The sequence below is a fragment of the Lentibacillus daqui genome (genome assembly GCF_027186265.1).
Lineage (GTDB): Bacteria > Bacillota > Bacilli > Bacillales > Amphibacillaceae > Lentibacillus_C > Lentibacillus_C daqui.
The window spans coordinates 308,194-330,727 of the sequence record NZ_CP114176.1 but is presented as its reverse complement, the minus strand read 5'-3'; the positions used below and the strand labels follow the sequence as shown (position 1 = coordinate 330,727).

Annotated in this window: 23 protein-coding genes and 2 riboswitches; of the genes, 13 read left to right on the top strand and 10 right to left on the bottom strand. The window is 40.3% G+C overall.

The features are described 5' to 3' along the window. Window positions 1–49 precede the first annotated feature (49 nt). Complete coding sequence (locus O2S85_RS01755; protein WP_269411063.1) at window positions 50–1,219, bottom strand: IS256 family transposase; 1,170 nt, start codon at window positions 1,217–1,219, stop codon at window positions 50–52. A gap of 833 nt (window positions 1,220–2,052) precedes the next feature. Here O2S85_RS01755 and O2S85_RS01750 point away from each other — a divergent pair. The 4 genes from O2S85_RS01750 (at window position 2,053) to thrB (ending at window position 6,395) form a co-directional block, all read left to right on the top strand. Further along, the gene (locus O2S85_RS01750; protein ID WP_269411062.1) at window positions 2,053–2,508 is read left to right on the top strand and encodes a DUF4274 domain-containing protein; all 456 of its coding nucleotides are present in this window, start codon (window positions 2,053–2,055) and stop codon (window positions 2,506–2,508) included. A gap of 637 nt (window positions 2,509–3,145) precedes the next feature. Continuing rightward, window positions 3,146–4,447: a homoserine dehydrogenase gene (locus tag O2S85_RS01745; protein WP_269411061.1), complete on the top strand. Its 1,302-nt coding sequence runs from the start codon at window positions 3,146–3,148 to the stop codon at window positions 4,445–4,447. Further along, on the top strand, window positions 4,444–5,508 hold the full coding sequence (gene thrC / locus O2S85_RS01740; protein ID WP_269411060.1) for a threonine synthase: 1,065 nt from the start codon (window positions 4,444–4,446) through the stop codon (window positions 5,506–5,508). The genes O2S85_RS01745 and thrC overlap by 4 nt, the downstream gene beginning before the upstream one ends. 2 nt (window positions 5,509–5,510) lie before the next feature. Beyond that, a complete protein-coding gene (thrB, locus tag O2S85_RS01735) occupies window positions 5,511–6,395 on the top strand; it encodes a homoserine kinase (protein ID WP_269411059.1) in 885 nt (294 codons plus the stop codon). A gap of 97 nt (window positions 6,396–6,492) precedes the next feature. Here thrB and O2S85_RS01730 read toward each other — a convergent pair whose 3' ends face one another. Continuing rightward, window positions 6,493–6,645: a hypothetical protein gene (locus O2S85_RS01730; RefSeq protein WP_269411058.1), complete on the bottom strand. Its 153-nt coding sequence runs from the start codon at window positions 6,643–6,645 to the stop codon at window positions 6,493–6,495. 20 nt (window positions 6,646–6,665) lie between these two features. Further along, window positions 6,666–7,862: a class I SAM-dependent rRNA methyltransferase gene (locus O2S85_RS01725; protein ID WP_269411057.1), complete on the bottom strand. Its 1,197-nt coding sequence runs from the start codon at window positions 7,860–7,862 to the stop codon at window positions 6,666–6,668. Window positions 7,863–8,055: 193 nt separating this feature from the next. On the opposite strand from O2S85_RS01725, the gene rraA reads away from it, so the two are divergent. Then, window positions 8,056–8,535, top strand: coding sequence for a ribonuclease E activity regulator RraA (rraA, locus tag O2S85_RS01720; RefSeq protein WP_269411056.1), 480 nt, complete (start codon window positions 8,056–8,058; stop codon window positions 8,533–8,535). Between the two features lie 66 nt (window positions 8,536–8,601). Here the strand turns inward: rraA and O2S85_RS01715 are convergent, their stop codons facing one another. Beyond that, window positions 8,602–8,967 (bottom strand): fluoride efflux transporter FluC, encoded by a 366-nt coding sequence (locus O2S85_RS01715; protein WP_269411055.1) that lies wholly within the window; start codon window positions 8,965–8,967, stop codon window positions 8,602–8,604. Window positions 8,968–8,969: 2 nt separating this feature from the next. Then, entirely contained in the window at window positions 8,970–9,350 is a 381-nt protein-coding gene (gene crcB / locus O2S85_RS01710) for a fluoride efflux transporter CrcB (RefSeq protein ID WP_269411054.1), read from the bottom strand. Window positions 9,351–9,525: 175 nt separating this feature from the next. Beyond that, window positions 9,526–9,598, bottom strand: a riboswitch (Fluoride riboswitch). Window positions 9,599–9,730: 132 nt separating this feature from the next. Between crcB and O2S85_RS01705 the strand changes: the two genes are divergently transcribed. Next, the gene (locus O2S85_RS01705) at window positions 9,731–10,216 is read left to right on the top strand and encodes an SRPBCC family protein (protein WP_269411053.1); all 486 of its coding nucleotides are present in this window, start codon (window positions 9,731–9,733) and stop codon (window positions 10,214–10,216) included. Between the two features lie 153 nt (window positions 10,217–10,369). After that, entirely contained in the window at window positions 10,370–11,515 is a 1,146-nt protein-coding gene (locus tag O2S85_RS01700; RefSeq protein ID WP_269411052.1) for a conserved virulence factor C family protein, read from the top strand. 191 nt (window positions 11,516–11,706) lie between these two features. Here the strand turns inward: O2S85_RS01700 and O2S85_RS01695 are convergent, their stop codons facing one another. Beyond that, window positions 11,707–12,222 (bottom strand): GNAT family N-acetyltransferase, encoded by a 516-nt coding sequence (locus tag O2S85_RS01695; RefSeq protein WP_269411051.1) that lies wholly within the window; start codon window positions 12,220–12,222, stop codon window positions 11,707–11,709. Between the two features lie 210 nt (window positions 12,223–12,432). Here O2S85_RS01695 and O2S85_RS01690 point away from each other — a divergent pair, with 210 nt between their 5' ends. Then, complete coding sequence (locus O2S85_RS01690) at window positions 12,433–12,879, top strand: YaiI/YqxD family protein (RefSeq protein WP_269412429.1); 447 nt, start codon at window positions 12,433–12,435, stop codon at window positions 12,877–12,879. 231 nt (window positions 12,880–13,110) lie between these two features. On the opposite strand, the gene O2S85_RS01685 is transcribed toward O2S85_RS01690, so the two are convergent. Next, complete coding sequence (locus tag O2S85_RS01685; RefSeq protein ID WP_269411050.1) at window positions 13,111–14,523, bottom strand: glycoside hydrolase family 18 protein; 1,413 nt, start codon at window positions 14,521–14,523, stop codon at window positions 13,111–13,113. Window positions 14,524–15,186: 663 nt separating this feature from the next. Between O2S85_RS01685 and O2S85_RS01680 the strand changes: the two genes are divergently transcribed. Beyond that, window positions 15,187–15,648 (top strand): helix-turn-helix domain-containing protein, encoded by a 462-nt coding sequence (locus O2S85_RS01680; protein ID WP_269411049.1) that lies wholly within the window; start codon window positions 15,187–15,189, stop codon window positions 15,646–15,648. 192 nt (window positions 15,649–15,840) lie between these two features. Here O2S85_RS01680 and htpX read toward each other — a convergent pair whose 3' ends face one another. Beyond that, window positions 15,841–16,728: a zinc metalloprotease HtpX gene (gene htpX / locus O2S85_RS01675; RefSeq protein ID WP_269411048.1), complete on the bottom strand. Its 888-nt coding sequence runs from the start codon at window positions 16,726–16,728 to the stop codon at window positions 15,841–15,843. A 12-nt stretch (window positions 16,729–16,740) separates the two neighbouring features. Next, window positions 16,741–17,289: a LemA family protein gene (locus O2S85_RS01670; protein WP_269412428.1), complete on the bottom strand. Its 549-nt coding sequence runs from the start codon at window positions 17,287–17,289 to the stop codon at window positions 16,741–16,743. Between the two features lie 236 nt (window positions 17,290–17,525). On the opposite strand from O2S85_RS01670, the gene O2S85_RS01665 reads away from it, so the two are divergent. The 3 genes from O2S85_RS01665 (at window position 17,526) to O2S85_RS01655 (ending at window position 21,001) form a co-directional block, all read left to right on the top strand. Beyond that, window positions 17,526–19,115 (top strand): catalase, encoded by a 1,590-nt coding sequence (locus O2S85_RS01665; protein ID WP_269411047.1) that lies wholly within the window; start codon window positions 17,526–17,528, stop codon window positions 19,113–19,115. Window positions 19,116–19,215: 100 nt separating this feature from the next. Further along, window positions 19,216–19,983, top strand: coding sequence for a DUF3891 family protein (locus O2S85_RS01660; protein WP_269411046.1), 768 nt, complete (start codon window positions 19,216–19,218; stop codon window positions 19,981–19,983). Between the two features lie 265 nt (window positions 19,984–20,248). After that, window positions 20,249–21,001: a TerC family protein gene (locus O2S85_RS01655; protein ID WP_269411045.1), complete on the top strand. Its 753-nt coding sequence runs from the start codon at window positions 20,249–20,251 to the stop codon at window positions 20,999–21,001. Between the two features lie 211 nt (window positions 21,002–21,212). On the opposite strand, the gene O2S85_RS01650 is transcribed toward O2S85_RS01655, so the two are convergent. Further along, on the bottom strand, window positions 21,213–21,809 hold the full coding sequence (locus O2S85_RS01650) for a lysophospholipid acyltransferase family protein (RefSeq protein ID WP_269411044.1): 597 nt from the start codon (window positions 21,807–21,809) through the stop codon (window positions 21,213–21,215). A gap of 118 nt (window positions 21,810–21,927) precedes the next feature. Beyond that, window positions 21,928–21,972, top strand: a riboswitch (PreQ1 riboswitch). A 6-nt stretch (window positions 21,973–21,978) separates the two neighbouring features. Between O2S85_RS01650 and O2S85_RS01645 the strand changes: the two genes are divergently transcribed. Continuing rightward, entirely contained in the window at window positions 21,979–22,470 is a 492-nt protein-coding gene (locus O2S85_RS01645) for a QueT transporter family protein (protein ID WP_269411043.1), read from the top strand. Window positions 22,471–22,534 lie beyond the last annotated feature (64 nt).

Here is a 22,534-nt window from a genome sequence, read left to right as displayed (position 1 = left end):
CGTCCCCGGGTACCCGGGGACGGTGCCTGAAAATTAGCTCGTTTATTCCCTATTCCCCGTAGCGTTCTTCAAACATATCTTGTAATGCTTGATAAGCGGTTGCGAATCCTCTTAACTTACGTTCTCCCCATCGTTCGTTATAATCTGTTACTTGAAGGTACACGATTTTTTCCGTTGCTTGTTCACTTGGTAAGCTATTCATCGTTTTCGTACGCTTCTTGATTTCTTTCATGGTTCTTTCGATGATATTTGTCGTATAGATGACACGCTGTATAGAAGAAGGGTAATCCAAAAAGGTAAGGAGAACATCCAAATCTTCTTCCCAAGTCTTGACGACTTTAGAATATTTGCTTTCCCAGTCTTCTTTAAACGCTTGAAATCGTTCTTTTGCTTCTGCTTTTGTACTTGCCTCATAAATGGGTTTTAAAGCTTCTGCAACGGCTGTCTGATCCTTTTTACGAACGGCATTTAACGCATTGCGAACTTTATGCACGACACAACGCTGGACATCCGCTTTGGGATACACTTCTTTCATCGCTGTCTCCAAGCCAGGAAGCCCATCAAACACGCCAAGCAATACTTCTTGAGCTCCACGTTCATATAAATCCTTCAAGATTTCTTTCCATCCCAGGGAACTTTCCTTTCCGCCTACATAAAATCCTAAAATTTCACGATAGCCGTCCTCATTCACACCAATGACGATATAGACCACTTCATTGGCGACATCATCCCGGCGTAACTTCAAATAGGTTCCATCGAGATAGAGCACGGAGTAACGCTTGTTTAGCGGACGCTTTTGCCATGCTTCTATATTCTCTAACGTTGCTTCTGTGATATTGCTCACCGTTGCAGCTGAGTAGGATGAACCCAGCATATGTTCAATCATTTGCCCGATTTCACGTGTGCTGACTCCTTTTTGATACATACGTGTTACAGTTTCACCAACCCATTGATCACGACGCTGATAGGGATCAAATAATTCCGTATGAAATGCTCCGTCGCGATCCCGGGGAACAGACAAATCATCAATATGTCCATGCTTGGTATCCAGACTGCGTTGATAATAGCCGTTTTTTATTTGTGTTAACTCCGGATGTTCTTCCTCAAAGAATTGTTTTCTTTCCTCTTCCATAATGGTTTCCAACTGTTCTTTGACAAAATCGCGTACAAGTCCATCTAGTTGATTCATAAAGTCATCTTGGTTTATACTTTGAGACATGGTAGGGTCTCCTTTCTTGATTTTTTGTCCAATTTCGAGGGTACCCTACCTCTTTTTTTTATCTCAAATATTTTACACAAACTATTTTACGTCATCCGTATTGGAAGAAATCATTAAGATTTTACACGGAACTCTCCAATGAAACCAAAGAGATATTATTTAAAATAATTGAGCAAATAGAAGTGGACACTTTATCTACAATTTTAGGTGTAATAGACGAAGGAATGATAGTGGGAGAAAAAGTTGAGGTTGAGTTTAAATTGACTGTTAATAATACCACTGAGCCCATTAATGGCGATTTACAAGATTTATTTTTGGAATACGATGAAGCAACAAGATAAAAATGGCGATGTTTGAAAAGTTGTTCAAAGATACTTGGCAGGGAATGAGACCGGACCTTCACGGTGAAATTAAAACAGCATATCCATCTACTAAGGAAGTGAAACCATGAAATATGAAGTTTTTATTAGAGAGCGACAAAGGTTTAGAAATAGATATGCCAGATATCATTTCCCCTGTTGCAATTCTACTAATGGGTGATATTCAGAGTAATAGACAACCTTGGTTGAAATTAATACAAAAAGTCCTAAATGGTGACTCGTCGAATTTTGAAGAATGTACAGGTAATAATATTGTACATTAGAAATACAACGACACATTACGAAAATAATTGATAATTATAGCGATGAAGAATGCACCATTGAAACAAATGAACTTGAAACGATTATAGAATTATAGTCAACAAAATTAAACAGGACGGAGTAAACAATCATAATTAATAAGACCCCTGTTTGGTCTAATTGGAAAACTAATTATTTAGGGAGAAGGTTTTAATGAATAAGCAAGATATTAATCTACTTGAACAGCTGCTTTATAATACAGATGAGAATGATGTAATTATCCAGTTAGGTAATATAGATAACCCTTTAATACTTCATTTTTTTGCAGCAAACTATAATTGGAACAATGGATTTAATGTACCAATGGCAATTCTTGAAAATGAAAATTGTGATTTGGGAACTGGGTTATTAATGTTCCATTATGCAGATGGATATCGTTTGCTGGAAAACCCGGATGAAGTTTTAAATTCTTCGTCAAAGGAATGGAAGAATTTCTTATCCAAAGTCTATAACAAACTTAAAGATCTTGAATTCAAATCGCGGAATATTTCTTTTGATCCAGGGCTAACAAGGGTCCAAAAATTTAAGTTGAAAAAGAATAAACCTGATATCCCTAATATTTTTATTAATAGCTCACCAGGAAATTTGGTTCATATTCCTCAAATATGAATTAACGTTTTAAACCTTGATTAGCTAAAAGCTTCTCAAGTTTTTTTAAAATATTAGAACAAAAAATGAAACAAATTAGTCAAAGAAGAATTTATCACGCATTAACGGGCTGTAATATCCCCACCTCTATGTTGTGAGAAAGCCAATTATTTGGAAAGTAGGGATAAGCACCCCGTAAATTCCCGATGCGTTCAACTTAATGATGGAAGATGATAATTATTATCTCGATTTTGAGTAAGCAAAGCAACTTCGGGTGTTACTGAAAGAGGGATAAGGTAATACGAACATTTTTGGAAATTGCCTTAAAAATAATGTAGTATAGATAGAAGATAATAATCAGGATAACCTTGATGGGATACACGCCCATTCAAGGTTTTTAAATTTTAAACCAGATAAGTAGACAGTGCCTATGAACAATGATGTTCTAAATAATGCTGCAAGGAAACAATTCAACAAAATGGATGTTAATCAATATATTGAAGCATTAAAATTTTAGCGGATCACCTTCCATAAATTGTTACTCAACCACTTTTCCAATTAATTAAACAAAAACCCTTGCCATATACGTTGCAGATGTTTACAATGCTATTAATATATTATTTAATTGTCGTATTATTATGGATAATGGAGTGGGAAAATGAAAAATACTGTATCGATTGGCTTACTAGGTTTAGGTGTCGTTGGATCAGGAGTTATCAAGCTTATTGAGGAGCACCAGGAAAAGCTCGTCCACCAGTTAGGCTGTGGTGTAGAAGTTAAAAAGGTGCTCGTTCGAGATTTGGAGAAGGCACGGGATGTTCAAGTAGATCCATCCTATTTGACAACCGATCCTGATGAGGTGGTACATAACCCCGAAATCGATGTGGTTGTTGAAGTAATGGGTGGGATTGATGAAGCACGAAATCATATATTGGAGGCATTTGCAGCGAAAAAACATGTTGTAACAGCCAACAAGGATTTAATCGCCTTGCATGGTCCGGAACTGCAGAACATGGCAAGCAGGAATCAATGTGATTTATTTTACGAGGCAAGTGTAGCAGGTGGCATTCCCATTCTGAGGGGACTTGCTGACGGACTCGTTTCAGATCGGATCCAACAAGTAATTGGCATCGTTAATGGAACTACAAATTACATATTAACAAAAATGGATGAAGAAGGCGTTACGTACGAGGATGCATTAAAAGAGGCACAAGAACTTGGATTTGCTGAATCCGACCCAACCGCTGATGTAGAAGGGCTGGATGCCGCCCGCAAAATGGCGATTTTATCACGTCTTGCCTTCTCAACCAATGTCGAACTTTCCGATGTAGAAGTATGTGGTATTTCTGATATTGCCCTGACTGATTTACAATACGGGAAACAATTGGGTTACAAAATGAAGTTGATCGGTTATGCAAATTGTCGTGATCGGCAGGTGGAAGTGAATGTACAGCCAACATTCCTGTTTGATAAACATCCACTTGCTGCCGTTAAGAATGAATACAATGCCGTATATGTAAGTGGTGAGGCTGTTGGGGAAACTATGTTTTACGGAGCAGGGGCGGGAAGTTTACCAACTGCCACTGCTATCATGGCTGATGTCGTTACCGTTATTACCAATATGCGGTTGGGTGTAAACGGCAAGAACTTTCAATCGCCATTGTTTAAAAAAGAGCCGACTCCACCTGAAAGACAATTTGGCCAATTTTATATTCGCATGCATGTCAAAGATGAAGTTGGAGCATTCGCTTCCATTTCACACTTGTTTAATCAAATGGACATCAGTTTTGAACGGATCTTGCAAATACCACGCAGTAAAACAGAACTTGCGGAAGTTGTTCTGGTTACCCACCAGACTGACCTGGCAAACTTTAAGAAATCAATGGAACAACTAAACAGCCTGGATGTAGTAGAAAGTGTTGAAAGCTCATTTAGGGTTGAAGGAGATGGTGATAAATGAACAATTGGCCAGGACTACTAAAACATTACGCAGAATATTTGCCTATAACAGAACAAACTCCTTCACTAACATTAAAGGAAGGAAATACCCCACTTGTCCACTTCTCGCACCTTTCTGAACAATTAGGTGTGGAGCTTTATGGGAAAGTAGAGGGGGCCAATCCAACTGGTTCATTTAAAGATCGAGGCATGGTCATGGCCGTTGCAAAAGCAAAAGAAGAAGGTAGTACATCAGTTATTTGTGCGTCTACTGGTAACACGTCCGCCTCAGCTGCTGCATATGCGGCTCAGGCAGGCATGCGGGCGATTATTGTGATCCCCAAAGGTAAGGTGGCTCTCGGTAAACTTGCTCAAGCAATGATGTACGGAGCAGAAATCGTGGAAATCGAGGGTAACTTTGATGATGCCCTAAAAATGGTTAAACGGGTGAGCGAACATTCACCTGTCACACTTGTTAATTCAGTCAATCCGTATCGTTTGGAAGGACAAAAAACAGCTGCCTTTGAGGTATATGAACAGCTTGGTACTATACCGGATATTTTAGCGATCCCAGTTGGCAATGCCGGTAATATTAGTGCTTATTGGAAAGGGTTTAAAGAACTTAACGAACATAAACAAACCAGTCTTCCAAAAATGGCTGGATTTGAGGCAGTGGGCGCCTCAGCCATTGTACAGAAAAAAGTAATTGAACAGCCGGAAACCGTTGCAACCGCAATTCGAATCGGAAACCCAGCCAGCTGGCACTTAGCCACTGAAGCCCGGGATGAATCAAATGGTAAGATTGGTTCAGTTTCAGATGAAGAAATACTACATGCATTTCAATTGTTAGCTAAAAAAGAGGGAATTTTTGCTGAGCCAGGTTCATGTGCTTCGATTGCCGGTGTGATCCAACAATGTGAAAGCGGCTGGATTGAACCAGGAAGCAAGGTTGTCGCTGTGTTAACTGGAAACGGCTTAAAAGACCCGCAAACAGCCATTGACCAACTGCATGTTAACCCGGTATCCTTACCTAATGATGAGGAGACGGTCACAGCCTATATTGAAGACGTGGTGAAACAGTGAACATGTTTACGATCACCGTTCCAGCCAGTTCAGCCAATATCGGCCCCTGCTTTGATTCAGCTGGACTGGCATTGAATCGTTATTTAACATTGGAGGTAGTAAGGCAAGACAAATGGGAGTTTGTACACCATTCCCATTTGCTCCCTTCTTTCACTAATCATGAGGATCACTTTATCTATCAAATTGCTAAACAAACAGCAGATATATATCAGCGGGAATTACCGGCATGCAAGGTGGAAGTAAGTAGTGAAATCCCGCTCGCTCGTGGTCTTGGTAGCAGTGCTTCAGCTATCATGGCCGGAATTGAACTGGCGAATCAACTGTGTGAGCTTCGTATGACGGAACAGGAGAAATTGGATACTGGCACGATCATTGAAGGCCATCCCGATAATATTGCTGCTGCATTATTCGGCGGTGTTGTTCTCTCACTTAAAAATACCGGCGAAGAAACGGACTATTTTCAGTTACCGGAACTAAATCTTGATCTTGTTGTCCACATACCTCATGTCGAATTGAAAACGGAAGCGGCTAGAAACGCACTTCCGGAAATGTATACACGATCGGAAGCTACTGATGCAAGCGGGGTCGGTCATTTGATGATTGCCGCACTTATATCTGGTGATTATGTATTAGCAGGAAAAATGATGGAACGGGATCTATTCCATGAGCCATACAGGAAAGCACTTATTCCTGGCTATCACGATATAAGAGAGCATGCAAAGAACAACGGAGCATATGGAACGGTAATCAGCGGCGCCGGACCAACATTAATCTCCTTTGTTCCAAAAGATAAAGGTAAGGCTATCGCTGAACAGATCCAACCGATGTTTCCGAACAATCAAGTATTATCATTAACATTGGATTTGAACGGTCTCCAGGTGAAGTGAACAAAAACCGCTTCTGGTTGCGGCTGCAGTATACGCCGCAGCCTTTTTAGTGTGCTTATTTTTCCGAGGTCTCGATCGGTTTTTTGATGCGTTGATTTTATTGGCACTTGATCAACTTTGTCTTGTTTCCGATCAACTTTGCGGACTGATCGATCGACTTTTCTAAGCTTCCGATCAACTTTGTAGCCAGTTCTTGCAATTCCGGTCGTCCAATTGTTTTTTCATCTACCCGATCGATGATTACCCCCAATGATCAATGTTCAGCAATCACTAATCCATTATTTTTATGAAACACACTTTCAAATAATCACCTTCTGGATAGGCGTCACTTGTCGCGAAATCAACAGGCAGCGAATGGGTCTCCAGGATTCGGTATTTGCGATTCATTTCTTTAAATGCCTTATCAATGAATCCCTTAAACTTTTTCATGCTGACAGTCGCATTGTTAATCGAAGCAACAATCACACCGTTTTTTGCGGTGATCGGAATCGTGTCTTTAAGCAAGGCCGGATAATCTTTTGCCGCTGAAAATGTACGTTTTTTGGAGCGGGCAAAACTTGGCGGATCTAAAATCACTAAGTCAAATGTGAGATTTTTCCGTTTGGCATATTTAAAGTAATCAAAGACATCCATCACGATAATATCCTGCTGTTCGAAATCAATTCCATTTACACTGAATTGTTCAATCGTTTTCGCTTTACTCCGTTTGGCCAGATCGACACTGGTCGTTTTCAAAGCACCGCCAACAGCTGCAGCAACTGAAAATGCACCTGTATATGAGAACGTATTTAGTACTGTCTTCTGCTTTGCATACTGGTCACGTATTGCCTTTCTAACATCACGCTGATCAAGAAAAATACCGACCATTGCCCCATCATTTAGATAAACAGCATAATTCATGCCGTTTTCTTTGACGATAATTGGAAATTCCCCACGATCTCCGGTTACAAAATCATCGTCATCGATATATTGCCCTTTGGTATCATAGCGCCGTTTTTGATAGATGGCCTTATAATTATCAAGTAAACCTAATGCTCCAATAACCGCTGATTGGAACGAATAGATCCCTTCACTATACCAATTAATCAAATAATAGCCGTTAAAATAATCAATAGTTAATCCGCCAATGCCATCTCCTTCACCATTGAAAACACGGAAAGCATTTGTGTTCGGGTCAGCGTAAAAATGCCGCCGCTTTCTCATTGCTTGTTTCAATTTAGCTTTAAAAAACTGGTCATTAATATTTTCCTGCTGGTTATGAGAAAGCACCCAGCCAATTCCTTTATTCTGTTTTCCATAGTAACCTTTGGCAAGAAATTGGTGATTTTGATCCTTCAGCAAAATGATACTTCCCTCGTTCTTGAGTACCTCGGCATTTGTGATGTCATCTTTATGAATTGGCAAACAGCCTTGTTTATACCTTGCTATTCGTTTTGGTTTTACATATACATCGATTGTTTTTACCATATTCTCATCCTATCATTTTCATTTCCATTCGTGTCTAATCAGTATAACATGTTTCCCATTATATCCCACTCTCCGGTTTTGTTTGAAGGAAAGAAAATAATAAGGCTCTTTTCCATATCGTAAACTGATTTGATTGCTATTCGTTATGAAAAATGCAAAAATTGGTTTAAAGAAGAAAGGATAGGTGTTAGATATGTCATTAAAAACAACTGATTTATGCGATGAATTTGCCAATGAATTATCTATATGCATGCAGGAGTTTCAATCATTTGGAAAAAGAACAGCATTTTCCGGACCAATTTCGACGGTAAAGGTGTTGGAAGATAATGTCCTGGTTAAAGCGGCGTTGGAAACAATTCCTAAAGGACATGTGCTTGTCGTTGATGGGGGCGGATCCAAAAATTGTGCGTTGATGGGCGATAATTTAGCAGCGATTGGCATGGAGCGGGGATTAGCCGGCATCATTATTTATGGATGCATTAGGGATACCGCCGACATTAACAACATGGATATCGGTGTCCGTGCCTTGGGGAAAAATCCGTTAAAAAGCCAGAAGAAAGGTGATGGAGAAACAGATATTCCAGTAACATTTGGTGGTGTAGATTGGACACCCGGCGATTATGTATATGTTGATGAAGATGGTGTGGTCGTGGCAAAAAGGAAATTGGCGTAAAAAGTCGTCACGTAACTGATTTATAAAGGCGAAATCAATGTTATATTTCGCCTTTTATCCCTTCATTTAGGTTACTGCATCACCAGCTGCAACACCGATAAATACAGCGACAATACCAAAAACATAGGAAGTCCCCAAATAACTAATTAAATGTAGATACTTTTTCTGCTGTAGTAGTTCGATATTCTCTACATTAAACGTAGAGAATGTGGTAAATGAACCCATAAAGCCTGTCCCAAGAACCAGTAATAATTGATTGTCAATCGTTAAACCGGTTAAGAACCCCAGCAATAAAGAACCGGCCATGTTAATGATAAAGGTCGCCAACGGAAAAGTAGAATTCCACTTCCTTTTTATCCAGTTTGTGGTTAATGCCCGAGCAAGCACACCAAACGCAGCACCAACCGCGACCATGATGAAGTTAATGGGCATGCTCAATTCCCCTTTCCCGTTGCCAATAATATCTCACTGCTCCGATAACCAAGTACACAAGCAAGCAAACCACCGATTAAGCTTGTCAAAATATAACTGGCTGCACCGATATAATCACTTAAATTCAATAACTCCGCAGACTCCAACGCAAATGTGGAAAAAGTCGTAAATGAGCCAACAAACCCCGTCCCGATCGCCGAAACCAGTTTTTTTGGGAAATTAGGGATTCCATTGAGAAACTGGGTTAAAAAGGCAAGTAAGAAACAGCCTGCAACATTAATGAGTAGTGTTGCCAGCGGAAAGTCCGTTTGGATCATTAATCCAATCGAATACCTTAATAGAGCTCCCAGCACTCCAAATATAACAAGAAAAACATAGTACACAGATCACTCCTCCTCAAACTGGTTTATTGCAGGGCAACGTTGATATGGTTGTTCCACATCCAGTTCATTATTTGTTCATTGATTCCTTTTATTTGTAGTTCCATAGTTTTTTCCATCGCTGCTCCTTTTAAAACACAAAAAGCGCCTACCTCAAAACGCCCTTCCGAAAAGGGCAATGAAGGTAGACGTCATCAGTTGTATAACACCTCGAACAACGCTTTATGGCGAACGTCATCACCTATTCATTTGATATGAAGATAACATATCAAAACAGCCAACACAAATCAAAAGGTCTCCCTCATCAATGATGGAAATTGCTTGTTCCTATGTTATGATTAATTATATCCAAATTTGCTTTCCAATGAAGGGAGTACATAAAATTGATCGCAAAATTAGACCGAGAAAAAGGTGTACTTACTGCAACTTATCAACGATTGTTACAACATGATCCGGAAGAAGTGTGGGCCTATTTAACAGAGAATAACAAATTACAACAATGGTTTCCCGAGCTGGAAATTCAGACGTTACAAAATGGCGGAGAGATACTGTTTAATCTCGGGGATGGCAGCTATGAGCACATGCAAATAACAGAAGCTGTCACCAATAGAATTTTTGCATTTGAATGGGATAAAAACGCCGTACGCTTTGAATTATTAGTTCAAGCAAGTGGCTCAACACTTGTATTCAAGGAATATTTACATGAAGTTACTACGCATACACCAAAGGATTTAGCTGGGTGGCATGTCTGTTTAGATGTGATTGAGGCATTGCTTGACGGACAATCTATAGAAGATCGTACTGCCGTTTGGCAAGCGTATTATCCGAAATATCAACAAGCTTTGCTGGATGCACAAGCTGATTTGTGATTTCACAAACCGGCTTGTGCATCCCAAACATTTTGGCAAATAATTTGTTGCCCATTACCGCATTAAACATATCTGACATGGCATTTTAAACAATGGATATACCGACGAAATTTTGCTACAATCGCATTAGGAATAATAATAAGGGTGATCGTTATGAAAATCGTTTCCATTGAGCCTACACCAAGCCCGCATTCTATGAAAATAAATGTGGATGAGCGACTTGCTAATGGTCAAACCGAAAATTATAAACGTGATGATGAACTCATTGATGCTCCTGATTATGTCAAATCTTTGTTTGAAATCAATGGGGTCAAAGGTTTGTATCGTGTTATTGATTTTATCGCACTGGAACGAAATCCAAGGGTTGCTTGGGAGGAAATTTTGCCAGCCGTACGTGATGTTTTAGGCTCAACCGAAGAAGACACAGACACGGATCAACTGTTTACCAGTCATATGCCAACCGATGACAATTACGGGGAAGTAAAGGTATTCATCCAAAAGTTTCGTCAGCTGCCTGTTCAGGTAAAACTGCAGGATGGTGAACGTGAGCAACGATTTGGACTTCCGGAACGGTTCATGAACGCAACCATGGAAGCCTCCGCTGCCTCTGATAATATGTTGATGGAGCGTAAATGGGTCGAACAGATGCCTCGTTATGGTGATATAGAAACCATCGGACAAGAAGTTGTTGAAGAAATAACCGCAAGTTACGATCAAGAACGACTGCAGCAATTACTTCAAGCGGCACTATCCGATAATTATGCTGAAGAAAATACTGGACCGGTAAGGAAGAAAGTTACACTCGACATGCTGGATAACCCAAACTGGAAAGATCGCTATGCAGCACTTGATCAAATGGCGGATCCAACCGTTGATGATTTAGCTGTTCTCGATAAAGCACTGGATGATCAAAAGGCATCGATTCGGCGACTCGCAACTGCGTATCTTGGCATGATTGAGGATCGCGAAGTTTTACCATACTTATATAAAGCATTAAATGACAAAGCAGTTAACGTAAGGCGTACTGCCGGAGATTGTTTATCCGATCTTGGCTTTACCGAGGCCATCCCGGAAATGATCAATAAACTTTCAGATCCAAACCGCCTCGTGCGTTGGCGTGCTGCAATGTATTTGTATGAAGTTGGTGATGAAACCGCCGTACCCGCTTTAAAAAAAGCATTAGATGACCCGGAATTCGAAGTACGGATGCAGGTAAAAATGGCCCTGGCAAGAATTGAGGGTGGTGAAAAAGCAGAAGGATCGATCTGGTATCAGATGTCACAAGTCACGAAAAAATAAGTGATACAATCATAACTACCATCCGGAATACTTTCCGATGGTAGTTTTCACTTGATTAAAGGCTTTTCGTTTCTCATTGCTTTTTCCCTGTTCCGTCTTAGTGGCCAATCATATTTTTCAAAAGATGGAATAGCAGGATTCGAGATTAGTATCCCTGATCTGCTCTCAATCAGTTACACGCCTATGATCGATTACAATTGTCTTTTACTAGTTTCAATCCAAAATCTGCGTGTCACGGTTCCATCTGTATCCTTAAAAGAATTTTCTTCTACTCCACCATTATTTAAAATTACTTTGGCTGATCCGATATTATCCTCATCACATGTCACCAAAACGCGATCTATATCCAATTCCCTGCATTTATTCAATGCTTCTTTTAATATTATGGTTGCATATCCCTTCTTTCGCTCGGATGGGCGCGTACTATACCCAATATGACCACCAACATGATAGAGAAATTCATTTAGTTCATGACGAATATCAACCATCGCGACGATTCGTTCATGATCATTTATCAAAAAATAATTGGTACTTGGCAACCATTTGTCCGTACCACCTTCCCTAATCGCCAAAGCTTCCAAATATGCCTCATACGTATCATATCCTGACAAATTGAAGCTACTCGGAATCATTCGGGCTGGTCCCCATTCCTTTACATAGTTTTCATGCTCCTCTTTCCATTTTAACGATGGCCGTTCTAATCGCATCACTTTCCCCCCTATCCAGATAACATATGATTGATTATATACATTCTAATCGAACTTATGTAAAATTTAAATAACTATTACTATCAGTATATATAATTATACATACACCAATCTAAAATACATTTCCATTGATTTAGTCAATTAAATAAATTACGTTAATAAGAAGGGGGGATAATGCCCTGTCTACTTTATCAAATCGGAGTGAAAACCATGAAAGTTTACGTTGATGCGGACGCCTGTCCCGTAAAAGATTCCATCATCTCCATTGCCAAAGACAACCAGATCCCCGTGGTTCTTGTAAAAAGCTTTGCACATTTTTCCAATAGTGAACCGCCACAAGGAGTAGAAACGGTCTATGTAGATTCCGGTGCTGATGCGGCTGATTACCGGATTATGCAGTTAGCAAAAAGCGGGGACATTATTGTTACCCAAGACTATGGACTGGCTTCGCTCGGACTAGCAAAAGGGTGTATTGTCCTTCATCACAAGGGGTTCGTCTATACGAATGAGAACATTGATCAACTCCTGCAAACACGTTATGTAAGTGCGATGGCCAGGAAAAGCGGCAAGCGGACAAAAGGACCGAAAGCATTGACAAAAGATGATGTGAACAAGTTCCAAGAACAGTTTAAAATGATCATTGAACAAAACAAATAAATCCTGTTAACAGCTGACGTCCCATTGCCTATCATATAACAAATAGACAAGAGTTTTCCGCTTCATTGTGGCTTTTATTTACCACTAATCAAACGTTTGATCAATAATTTTGATTAACCCTCTTTTAAGATTTTGCCATCAAAGTACACGACTATTTGTTAAAAGCTTCTTCTTAGCCAAAACACCCCTGTGCCATCAGCGATACAGGGATGTTCTATTTGCATCGTCCAATTAAAGTTTCCGCACTTTAAAATTATCTTGGAGTACTGGCCAGTTTTGCGGGAATCGGTTCCCTAATACCCAGTAGCTCCCACCTCTTAGCCCATATTCCTTCATTACATCGTATTTTGCTTGCATACTGCGGGCATCCTCGAACCATACTTCATGTTGCTGTCCAGATTCATCCGTATAGCGGAAAAATGGTGATTGATAGGTTGTATTATACTCAATCGCAGCACCATATTGGGCAGCTAGTTGAACAGCTTCATATGGACTGACCGTTCGGGCAATTGTACCTTGTTGCCACGGGATTTTCCAATCACGACCGTATAACGGCATTCCCATCATAATTTTATCACGTGGAATGACCGTTACCGCGTAATCCAATACGTTACGTACCATGTTAATTGGCGCAATAGCCCATGGTTCGCCACCAGCCCATCCCCATTCATAGGTCATCAGGATAACGAAATCGACAACCTTTCCATGTGCACCATAATCATGGGCTTCATAAAGCAACCCTTGCTGTTCACTACTAACTTTTGGTGCTAAAGCCGTTGATACAAGCAAGCCTTCTGGATGGAGTCTGGCAACCACCCGCTGCAAAAATGCCGTATAGTTATCTCTATCCTCTGGGTAAACATATTCAAAATCAAAATTCACCCCGGAATATCCTTTCTGTTGCATCATTTCAAGAAGATTGGTGATTAAGGTTTCCTGCAGGTTCGGATTTCGTAAAATGGTTGCAGCTAAATCGGAATCAAAGTTCCCTCCCGAAAAATTAGTCACTATGATCAATGGTGCCACTTGACGGGATTTAGCTGCCTGTAATAGTCCGGTCTCCTGCATATTTGTTAATGTCCCATCCGCTTTTATGCTATACCTAAATGGTGAGAGATAAGTGAAATTTCTCCCCAGGGTAAGAACCTCATCCCTTCCTTGATCGTTTATTTGGGTAATGTACGCATTGATTTCCGTAGTTGGCCTCGCACCAACCGGAATTCGCAATGTTTGCCCGGGATATAATACGGTAGAAGATGTTAATTGATTAGCCTGAAAAAGCTGGTTGAGGTTAACTCCATAGCGATTAGCGATCGACCATAGTGAATCTCCTGATTGAATTACATAGGAAAAATACGGCATGATAAGCATTTCGCCAACATAAAGTTGTGATGGATCTGAGATATTATTAGCCACTGCCAGATCCTGAACATTTACCCCGTATTGATTGGCAATTCGCCATAACCAATCACCTGGTTGGACAACATATTCACGATAAGGAATGGGAATAACCAATGTTTGCCCGATTACCAAGGTGTCCGGGTTCGTGATCTGGTTAACTAATATGATTTGATTTAGGTCCGATCCATAATTTCGTGCTATCTGCGACAATGTTTCCCCCCGTTTTACAACATATATTTGCATCTTCTTTCCTCCAATTTTCATTTCTATATTCATGCTATTCACGGGATATCTGTCCTGTTCACGCTCCCCCAACAAATCATAGTCCAGTTTTAGAATTGAAATCTATCGGGGATTCTTCATGTTTTATTGATGAACGATATTATGGTTTGACCGGAAATATTAACGGATTGTGATAAAAATATTGACGATCTTTGGAAAATATCATGGAATATGATCAATATTTCCCGGGAAATGTCGATACCGATTAACCCTCAATAAAGGAAACACCGTACTAATCCCGACCTGTATCTCCATGTCTCATAAAAGTCAACTGTCCTAGACGAGAATATAACCGTGCTACGTTTTTAACAAAGATACGATTAAGGTTTATAAAAAAGTTGCGAAACCTTATCCCATTTAAATATGCTTTGCCTTAAGGGATTTCTTGTGGTAAAAGTAATATAATATCGAAATCGGAGCAGATTGCTTGATAAAAACTGAAACCTTAGCATAGGGATTAACATTAAAAATATTTTGGACTGTAATACGAGACTATAGTTGATTATCTGAAAGACAAGGGTTTTAACCTCGAAACAATAGGTTGCACCTTGATGCGCTTATAACTATCTTTACTACATCTATCCACTTGATCAATAATGGAAAATAAGGAAAGGGATGATTAACATGATTTTTGGTGAACGATTGAAAAAGGAACGAGAAAAAAGAGGATGGTCACAAACCGCTCTCTCCGAAAAAATCCATGTTAGTCGTCAATCAGTTTCAAAATGGGAAACTGGTAAGAACTATCCCAGTATCGAAGTGATCATTGATTTGAGTGATTTATTCGGTATTACGATAGATGAATTGTTGAGGAGTGATGAGGAATTGAAAGAAAAAGTAATTCGCGATAGTAAGCAGCTGGCGCATCCGAAATGGAAAACATTTTTTGATAGTTTGTTTTTATTAGGTGCATTCTTGTTATTGGTAAAGCTAATTATTTTTGGCTTAAATCACCTTATGGATACAGATATTATGGCCTTGGAGGGAAAGTTACTAAAAATCATAGCTAATTTCTTACCATTAGCTATGATGGTAATTGGTGGTATTGGTTCAGATGAATTAAAAGATAAATATGTTGTTGATTAATTAAACAAATGAAGCATTAAAGCCTCCCTTTTTGATTTGAGACAACTTGAGCAATCAGACGCACGTTTGTATGGTGCTTTGCGGGTTAAGAAAGTCTGAAATCTGATGCTGTATTCAGCTCATGTTAGAAAAAGCCCCGTCCGGCTCCAGCAACACAAAGATCCCTGTCCAAAAACAGGGATCTTTTGCTTATCACATATTTTGTAATCGTTCAATACGACTCTCCATTGGCGGATGTGTGGCCAATAAACTGGCTCGTTTTTTGCGTTTATTACCTAGTGGACGTGCAATATACATGGAGGCTGTAGCATCTTTGGCATTTTTCACATCACGAGGATCCCGGCTGATTTTCTGCAGTGCGTGAATTAGCCCCGTTGGATTACGGGTTAATTCAACTGCAGAGGCATCGGCCAAGTATTCCCTATTTCTGGAAACTGCCAACTGGACAAATTGTGCTGCGATCGGTGACAGAATAACAAACACAAGGGCAATAATCATTAGGATCGGATTGGATTTCCTATTGTCATTTCGTCTGCCTCCGCCGAAAAGCATCATCCGTGACCCAAAATTAGCAATTAATGCGATAACTCCAACTAAAGCGATACAGATGGTCATCAGCCGAATATCGTAATTACGAATATGCGAGATTTCGTGTGCAGCAACACCGGACAATTCCTCCCGATTTAATTGGTCCAGTAAACCCGTCGTAAAGGCCACGGCACCCTTTTCCGGTTTGATCCCTGTCGCAAATGCGTTCGGCGCCGGATCATTGACAATATACACTTTGGGCATCGGGATCCTTGCTGCCAATGATAATTCTTCCACCACATCAAACAATTGTGGATTATCCTCTTGCTTTATTTCGGTTGCACCGGACATTGCCAAAACCTGTGATGTTGCCGACATGTACGTAATTGGCACATAAAACGCGAGAATAATGGCTGCAATGAGTAGCCCGGACCAAAAATCGTTGTTAGCCAAGTACCCTATGGCCCAACCAATCGCCAGTACTAGCACACTAAACAATAGAATGAGCAGAATCGTCTTACGTTTGTTCTGTAAAATTTGTTTATAAAGCATCTTTTCCCCTCACTAAAAAGTTACATTAGGTACTTCACGATCCGCTTCCGGAATGGATAATAACTCTTCCCGGCGAAAATTAAACATACCAGCTAATATATTGGTTGGGAAAGATTCCCGCTTAATATTATAATCAGCAACTGTCTTATTATATAATTGTCTTGAATAAGCGACTTTGTTCTCTGTCGTTGTGAGTTCCTCCTGGAGGTTCAGGAAATTTTGATTGGCCTTTAAATCCGGATAGGACTCTGATAAAGCAAAAATCGATTTTAAAGCACCCTGGATTTGATTATCTGCCTCAATTCGCTCCTGTGGTGTACCATTGACCAATTGACTGCGCGCCTGCACAACTTTCTCCAAGGTCTCTTTCTCATGCTTGGCATATCCTTTGACTGTATTGACAAGATTAGGGATCAGATCATGACGGCGTTTCAATTGCACATCAATTTGACTCCACGCTTCTTGTATCCAATTTCGATATTTGACTAAACCATTATAGGACACAATGGTAAAGAGAATAATAATCACTACAATAGCAATGATAATAATGGTTGCTACCACTTTTTTCATCCTTTCTCCGTTCATTATTTTTTCTGCCCATTCGTGTTCATTACCCAAAAAACATGGTGCAGAAACTTTCCACGCTGATATTTTATAACCTTACGTAAAAGTATATGCTTATCATTATTATTATACCATAGATACGATGGACGTTTAATCAGATTAAATGGATTATTTTCCGTCGAGTTGGACAGTGTAAGGTTGAAGCGTCATTAAAAGAGAAAAGGATGGTAACAATGTCAGACGATCAACATCAAACAAATTTGGAAACAGAAGATACATTAACCAATCGACAGGGTCATCCCGTTACGAATAACCAAAACATACGGACAGTTGGAAACCGGGGTCCTGCCACATTGGAGAACTATGATTTCATCGAGAAAATCAGCCATTTTGACAGGGAAAAGGTTCCGGAACGTGTTGTCCATGCACGTGGAGCCGGAGCGCACGGCTACTTTGAATCCTATGGAACGGTTGGTAATGAACCCGTTTCTACCTACACAAGGGCGAAGGTGTTTCAGGAAAAAGGAAAAAAGACCCCTGTTTTCGTCCGTTTTTCCACGGTAGTGCATGGCGTACATTCGCCGGAAACTCTACGTGATCCACGGGGGTTTGCTGTTAAATTCTACACGGAAGATGGCAATTGGGATTTAGTTGGTAATAACCTAAAGATCTTCTTTATTCGTGACGCCATGAAATTTCCCGATATGATCCACGCCTTCAGACCGGATCCGGTATCGAACATTCCCGATAGCCAACGTTTTTTTGACTTCTGTGCGAATTCTCCGGAAAGCTTTCATATGGTTACCTTTATGTATTCACCTTGGGGTATCCCGGCTAACTATCGGATGATGCAAGGATCAGGTGTCAATACGTATAAATGGGTGAACCATGACGGTAAGGCCGTTCTGGTAAAATACCATTGGGAACCGCAACAAGGGATTAAAAACCTGACAGTAAAAGAAGCAAACGAAATTCAAGCAACCAATTTCAGTCATGCGACACAGGATTTGTATGATGCCATTGAACGTGGTGACTATCCGGAATGGGAGCTTTTCGTGCAAATTATGGAAGATGGCCCACATAACGAATTGGATTTCGACCCTCTTGATGACACCAAACTATGGCCAGAGGATCAATTCCCATGGCTTCCGGTTGGCAAGATGGTGTTAAATAAAAACCCGGAAAATTTTCATAACGAGGTAGAACAATCCGCATTTGGCACAGGAGTAATTGTAGACGGTCTTGATTTTTCCGATGATAAAATGCTGCAGGGCAGAACATTCTCCTATTCTGATACACAGCGTCATCGTGTCGGAGCCAATTATTTGCAGTTACCGATCAATGCGGCGAATAAACGGGTTGCAACCAATCAAGAAGGCGGGCAATTGCGATTTGAAACCGACCGCGGATCCAGTCAAAATCCTCACACTAACTATGAGCCAAGCATTTTGGGAGGGTTACAGGAAGCGGAACAAACCGGCAAAGAATATACACCAAAGGTTGAAGGTAACCTTGTACGCGAATCCATTGAACGAACGAGTAATACCAAGCAAGCAGGTGAAACATATCGTCGTTTTGAGGATTGGGAGAGAGACGAATTAATTTCCAATCTTGTCGGGGATCTTTCCGAATGCGACAAACGTATTCAAGATAAAATGATCGCACTTGCTGAGGAAGCTGATGAGGAGTATGGCCGCCGCCTAAAAGAAGGACTGAAGCATGCCAAAAGTAATGGAACAAGTCAAAATCCAATTGGTAACAAAGACAGTGAAAAGGCACCAAAACAAGCTGTCGATAAAAGTCATCATGCAAAGCCTTATTAAGGATACTTGATTCTGCATACCATGGTCACCCTGCTTGTAAAAGGAGAATGGCGCATGATAATCTAAAGAAAACCTCCATGCAAAGAAAGGGTGACCGCTTGTGATTGTACGGGAACATGAAAATGAGTATATCATGATCGAACAGGATAACCATGCTCATATATCAGGTGAATTGGCAGCCGCCTGGAAGGATACTTTATTTGCCGGGAATGATCTTCGGAAGTCGGTGGAATATGCAGTCTCAAATCATGATCTTGGCTGGAGACCGTTTGACAAACAGCCATTTTGGAATGATCAACAACATATGCCTTATACCTTTATTGACTTTCCTGTTCTCGCAAAAACAGTTTTGTACAAATATGGAATCGATGAAGTTGCTTCCCGGGATACATATGCGAGCCTGTTATGCAGCCGGCATTATACCCGTTTTCTTGTTCATCATGAATCACCAGAAGCGCAACAATTTGTACAGCAGGAAAAAGATCGGCAACAACGAATCATGGAATCGTTTGCAGCGTTCGACCAGGATAACTATGATTATCATTACGCTCTGCTTCAGTTTTTCGACAACGTCTCCCTATATATTTGTTTAAATGACCCAGGTGTAGCCAAACAGGATGAACATCGATTTTTCAAAAGCGGAATACCTGTTTCTGATGCCTTTACCTTTTTTAAGCAAGATAAAGCATGGATCGAATGGCGAAATGATCAAACCATCCAAATGGAATGTTTCCCTTTTGATGGGCAGGTTGATCTTACGTTAAAACAAAAAGTAATTACCAAAGAGACTATTGCCAAGAAAGGTTTATTGAACAGCTATCAGGATGCACCATACGAGCGGCAAGAGATCCATCTGATTGGAAGGTAATGCGTTTTTGTTGTTTTTTACTACACTAATTTTGGTAAAATATTGACAAATAACGAACATTATGATTAAATAAAGATAGATTTCAAAGGGGAGTAGCTTTCTCAGTAAAGTCGTCATTACAGAGTATAACTCTCGGCTTTTCTGGCAACCTCCAGCGTTGTTGGCGAGACCTTTGCCTATGTGGGTAAAGGTCTCGCCTTGTTAAAATAGAGGCCTTGCCACATAGTGGTGAAGCCTCTATTTTATTTTTGAAAGGAGTATTCATTTGGACACATTGTGGCTTGAATATGGTTGGACATTACTTATATTAATCGGCCTGGAAGGGATATTATCAGCTGACAACGCCCTTGTGCTGGCGGTAATAGCAAAACATCTGCCAGACAATCAAAAAGATAGAGCAATTAACTATGGCATTATAGGTGCCTTTATTTTTCGCTTTTCCGCTTTGTTCGTCATCTCATTTCTAGTAAATGTTTGGCAAGTCCAAGCATTGGGAGCCATATACTTGATTTATCTTGGAATTAATAATGTCATTAGCAACTATTCTGGGTCAACCAAAAAAAAGAAGGCTTCTTTCGTAAATGGTTTTTGGTCCACTGTAGGTAAAATCGGTATTGCGGATCTCGCCTTTGCGATTGATTCCATACTTGCTGCAGTTGCATTGGCAATGACACTGCCGGACACCCCGTTACCGCAATTTGGCGGCATGGATGGCGGAAAATTTGCCATCGTAATTATTGCCGGAATTGCAGGTTTAGTATTAATCAAATTTGCTGCAAATTGGTTTGTAACCTTGCTAGACAAGCGGCCTGGCCTGGAAACAGCGGCATATCTGATTGTTGGCTGGGTCGGAGTTAAACTAGCGATTATTACACTGGCACATCCCGGTGTCAATATAATACCTGAAGATTTTCCCCATAGCATAGAATGGAAAATTATCTTCTGGGGATTTCTGATTGCCATTGCGGTATTTGGCTGGATATGGTCAGGACGCAAAGCGGATAGTAAACGTATTTAACATGCGGTGATGGGCCAGTATATTTGGAGAGGGGCTGTTGAATCGATCTGATTGCGCAGTTTATCAACCAGACTGCACGATTTATCGACCAAGTTAGCAAGGTAATCAACCGGATTGTGTAGTTTATCAACCAAACTACATGAACTATCGACCTGGCAACTAAAAATATCAACCTCACTTTGCCGGTAGCGTATCAACCTGGCAGTGGGGTTTATTGTTTTGCAAGTAGTTCTTTCCGCAAACTGCTAAATTCCTCATTCAGTTCCTTCAACATTAGTTCCAGCGCTTCCTTTTTTGGTAACTCCTTGGATAATACAATAGGATCACCAAAAATAAGTTGAGGTTTCTTCCGTTTAAACAAATCTTTGAAGTTGTTGGGGCCAACATAAGCAGCAGGTACAATTGGAGCCTTGGCGTAACTTGCGATAGTGACCGCTCCCCTTTTTAAAGGTACCTCTTCACTCGTTCTCATACCGCTTGGAAATATGCCAACCACTTTCCCATCTGCAATCAGTCTGCGTGGAATTTTAATCGAACTTGGACCTGGATTTTCCCGATCAACCGGAAAGGCATTTAAACTCCGCATTAGTCGGCGGATCAGACCTTGTTCAAACAGCTCTTTTTTTGCCATGTAATGGATCTTCGTTGGCAAAACGGCCAGACCAAGCCAGAGTATATCCACCCAGCCAGTATGCGTGCATGCAATAATATAACCTTCTTTTTGAGGCAATTTCTCTTTATGATAGACTTTCACCCTGCCAAACAGGCTTAAAATGATGTTTAGGACTGAAGCAGCAAAATGATACATACTGTTCCCCTCTCTTATATTCCTTAGTCTTTTTATTTTATCATATAGTGTTAATACCTGGTACTAAATTTGATTTTTCCTCTAAAAGACTTATAATGTAATAGTTTGAGGATTTACTAAACACGTGGTTCGCGACCATCCCACGTTAAAAAACTAAGGAGTGAAACAAATGAATATCAAAACCCTTGTTGTGAATGCGGTGATTGCGGCGCTGTATGTTGCCGTTTCATTGGTATTATTAATTTTCCCACCGCTTGCCTATTCGAATATCCAATTTCGAATCCCGGAAATCTTTAATCATCTGGTGGTTTTCAACAAAAAATATTTTGCCGGGATTGTAGTAGGCGTTTTTTTAACCAATATCTTCTCTGTAACCGGAACGATGGATTTATTGTTTGGGGTAGGGCATTCCGCATTGTCGTTGGGGATCACAATTTTGCTCGGGAGGTACATTAAAAATCAGGTTACACTCATGGTGATGAACACACTTGTCTTCACCTTCAACATGTTCATCATTGCTTTTGAATTGTACTTGGTGTTGCACCTTCCATTCCTGTTATCCTGGTTAACAACAGCTGCCGGCGAATTAGTCATCATGGCAATCGGCATCCCAATTATGTATGCATTAAATAAAAAAGTACACTTTAGTAACCTAATATAATCGGGACAGAGGGACAGGCACCTTGTTCCACCATTTTTTTACATGGAAATATGTGGTGGGACAG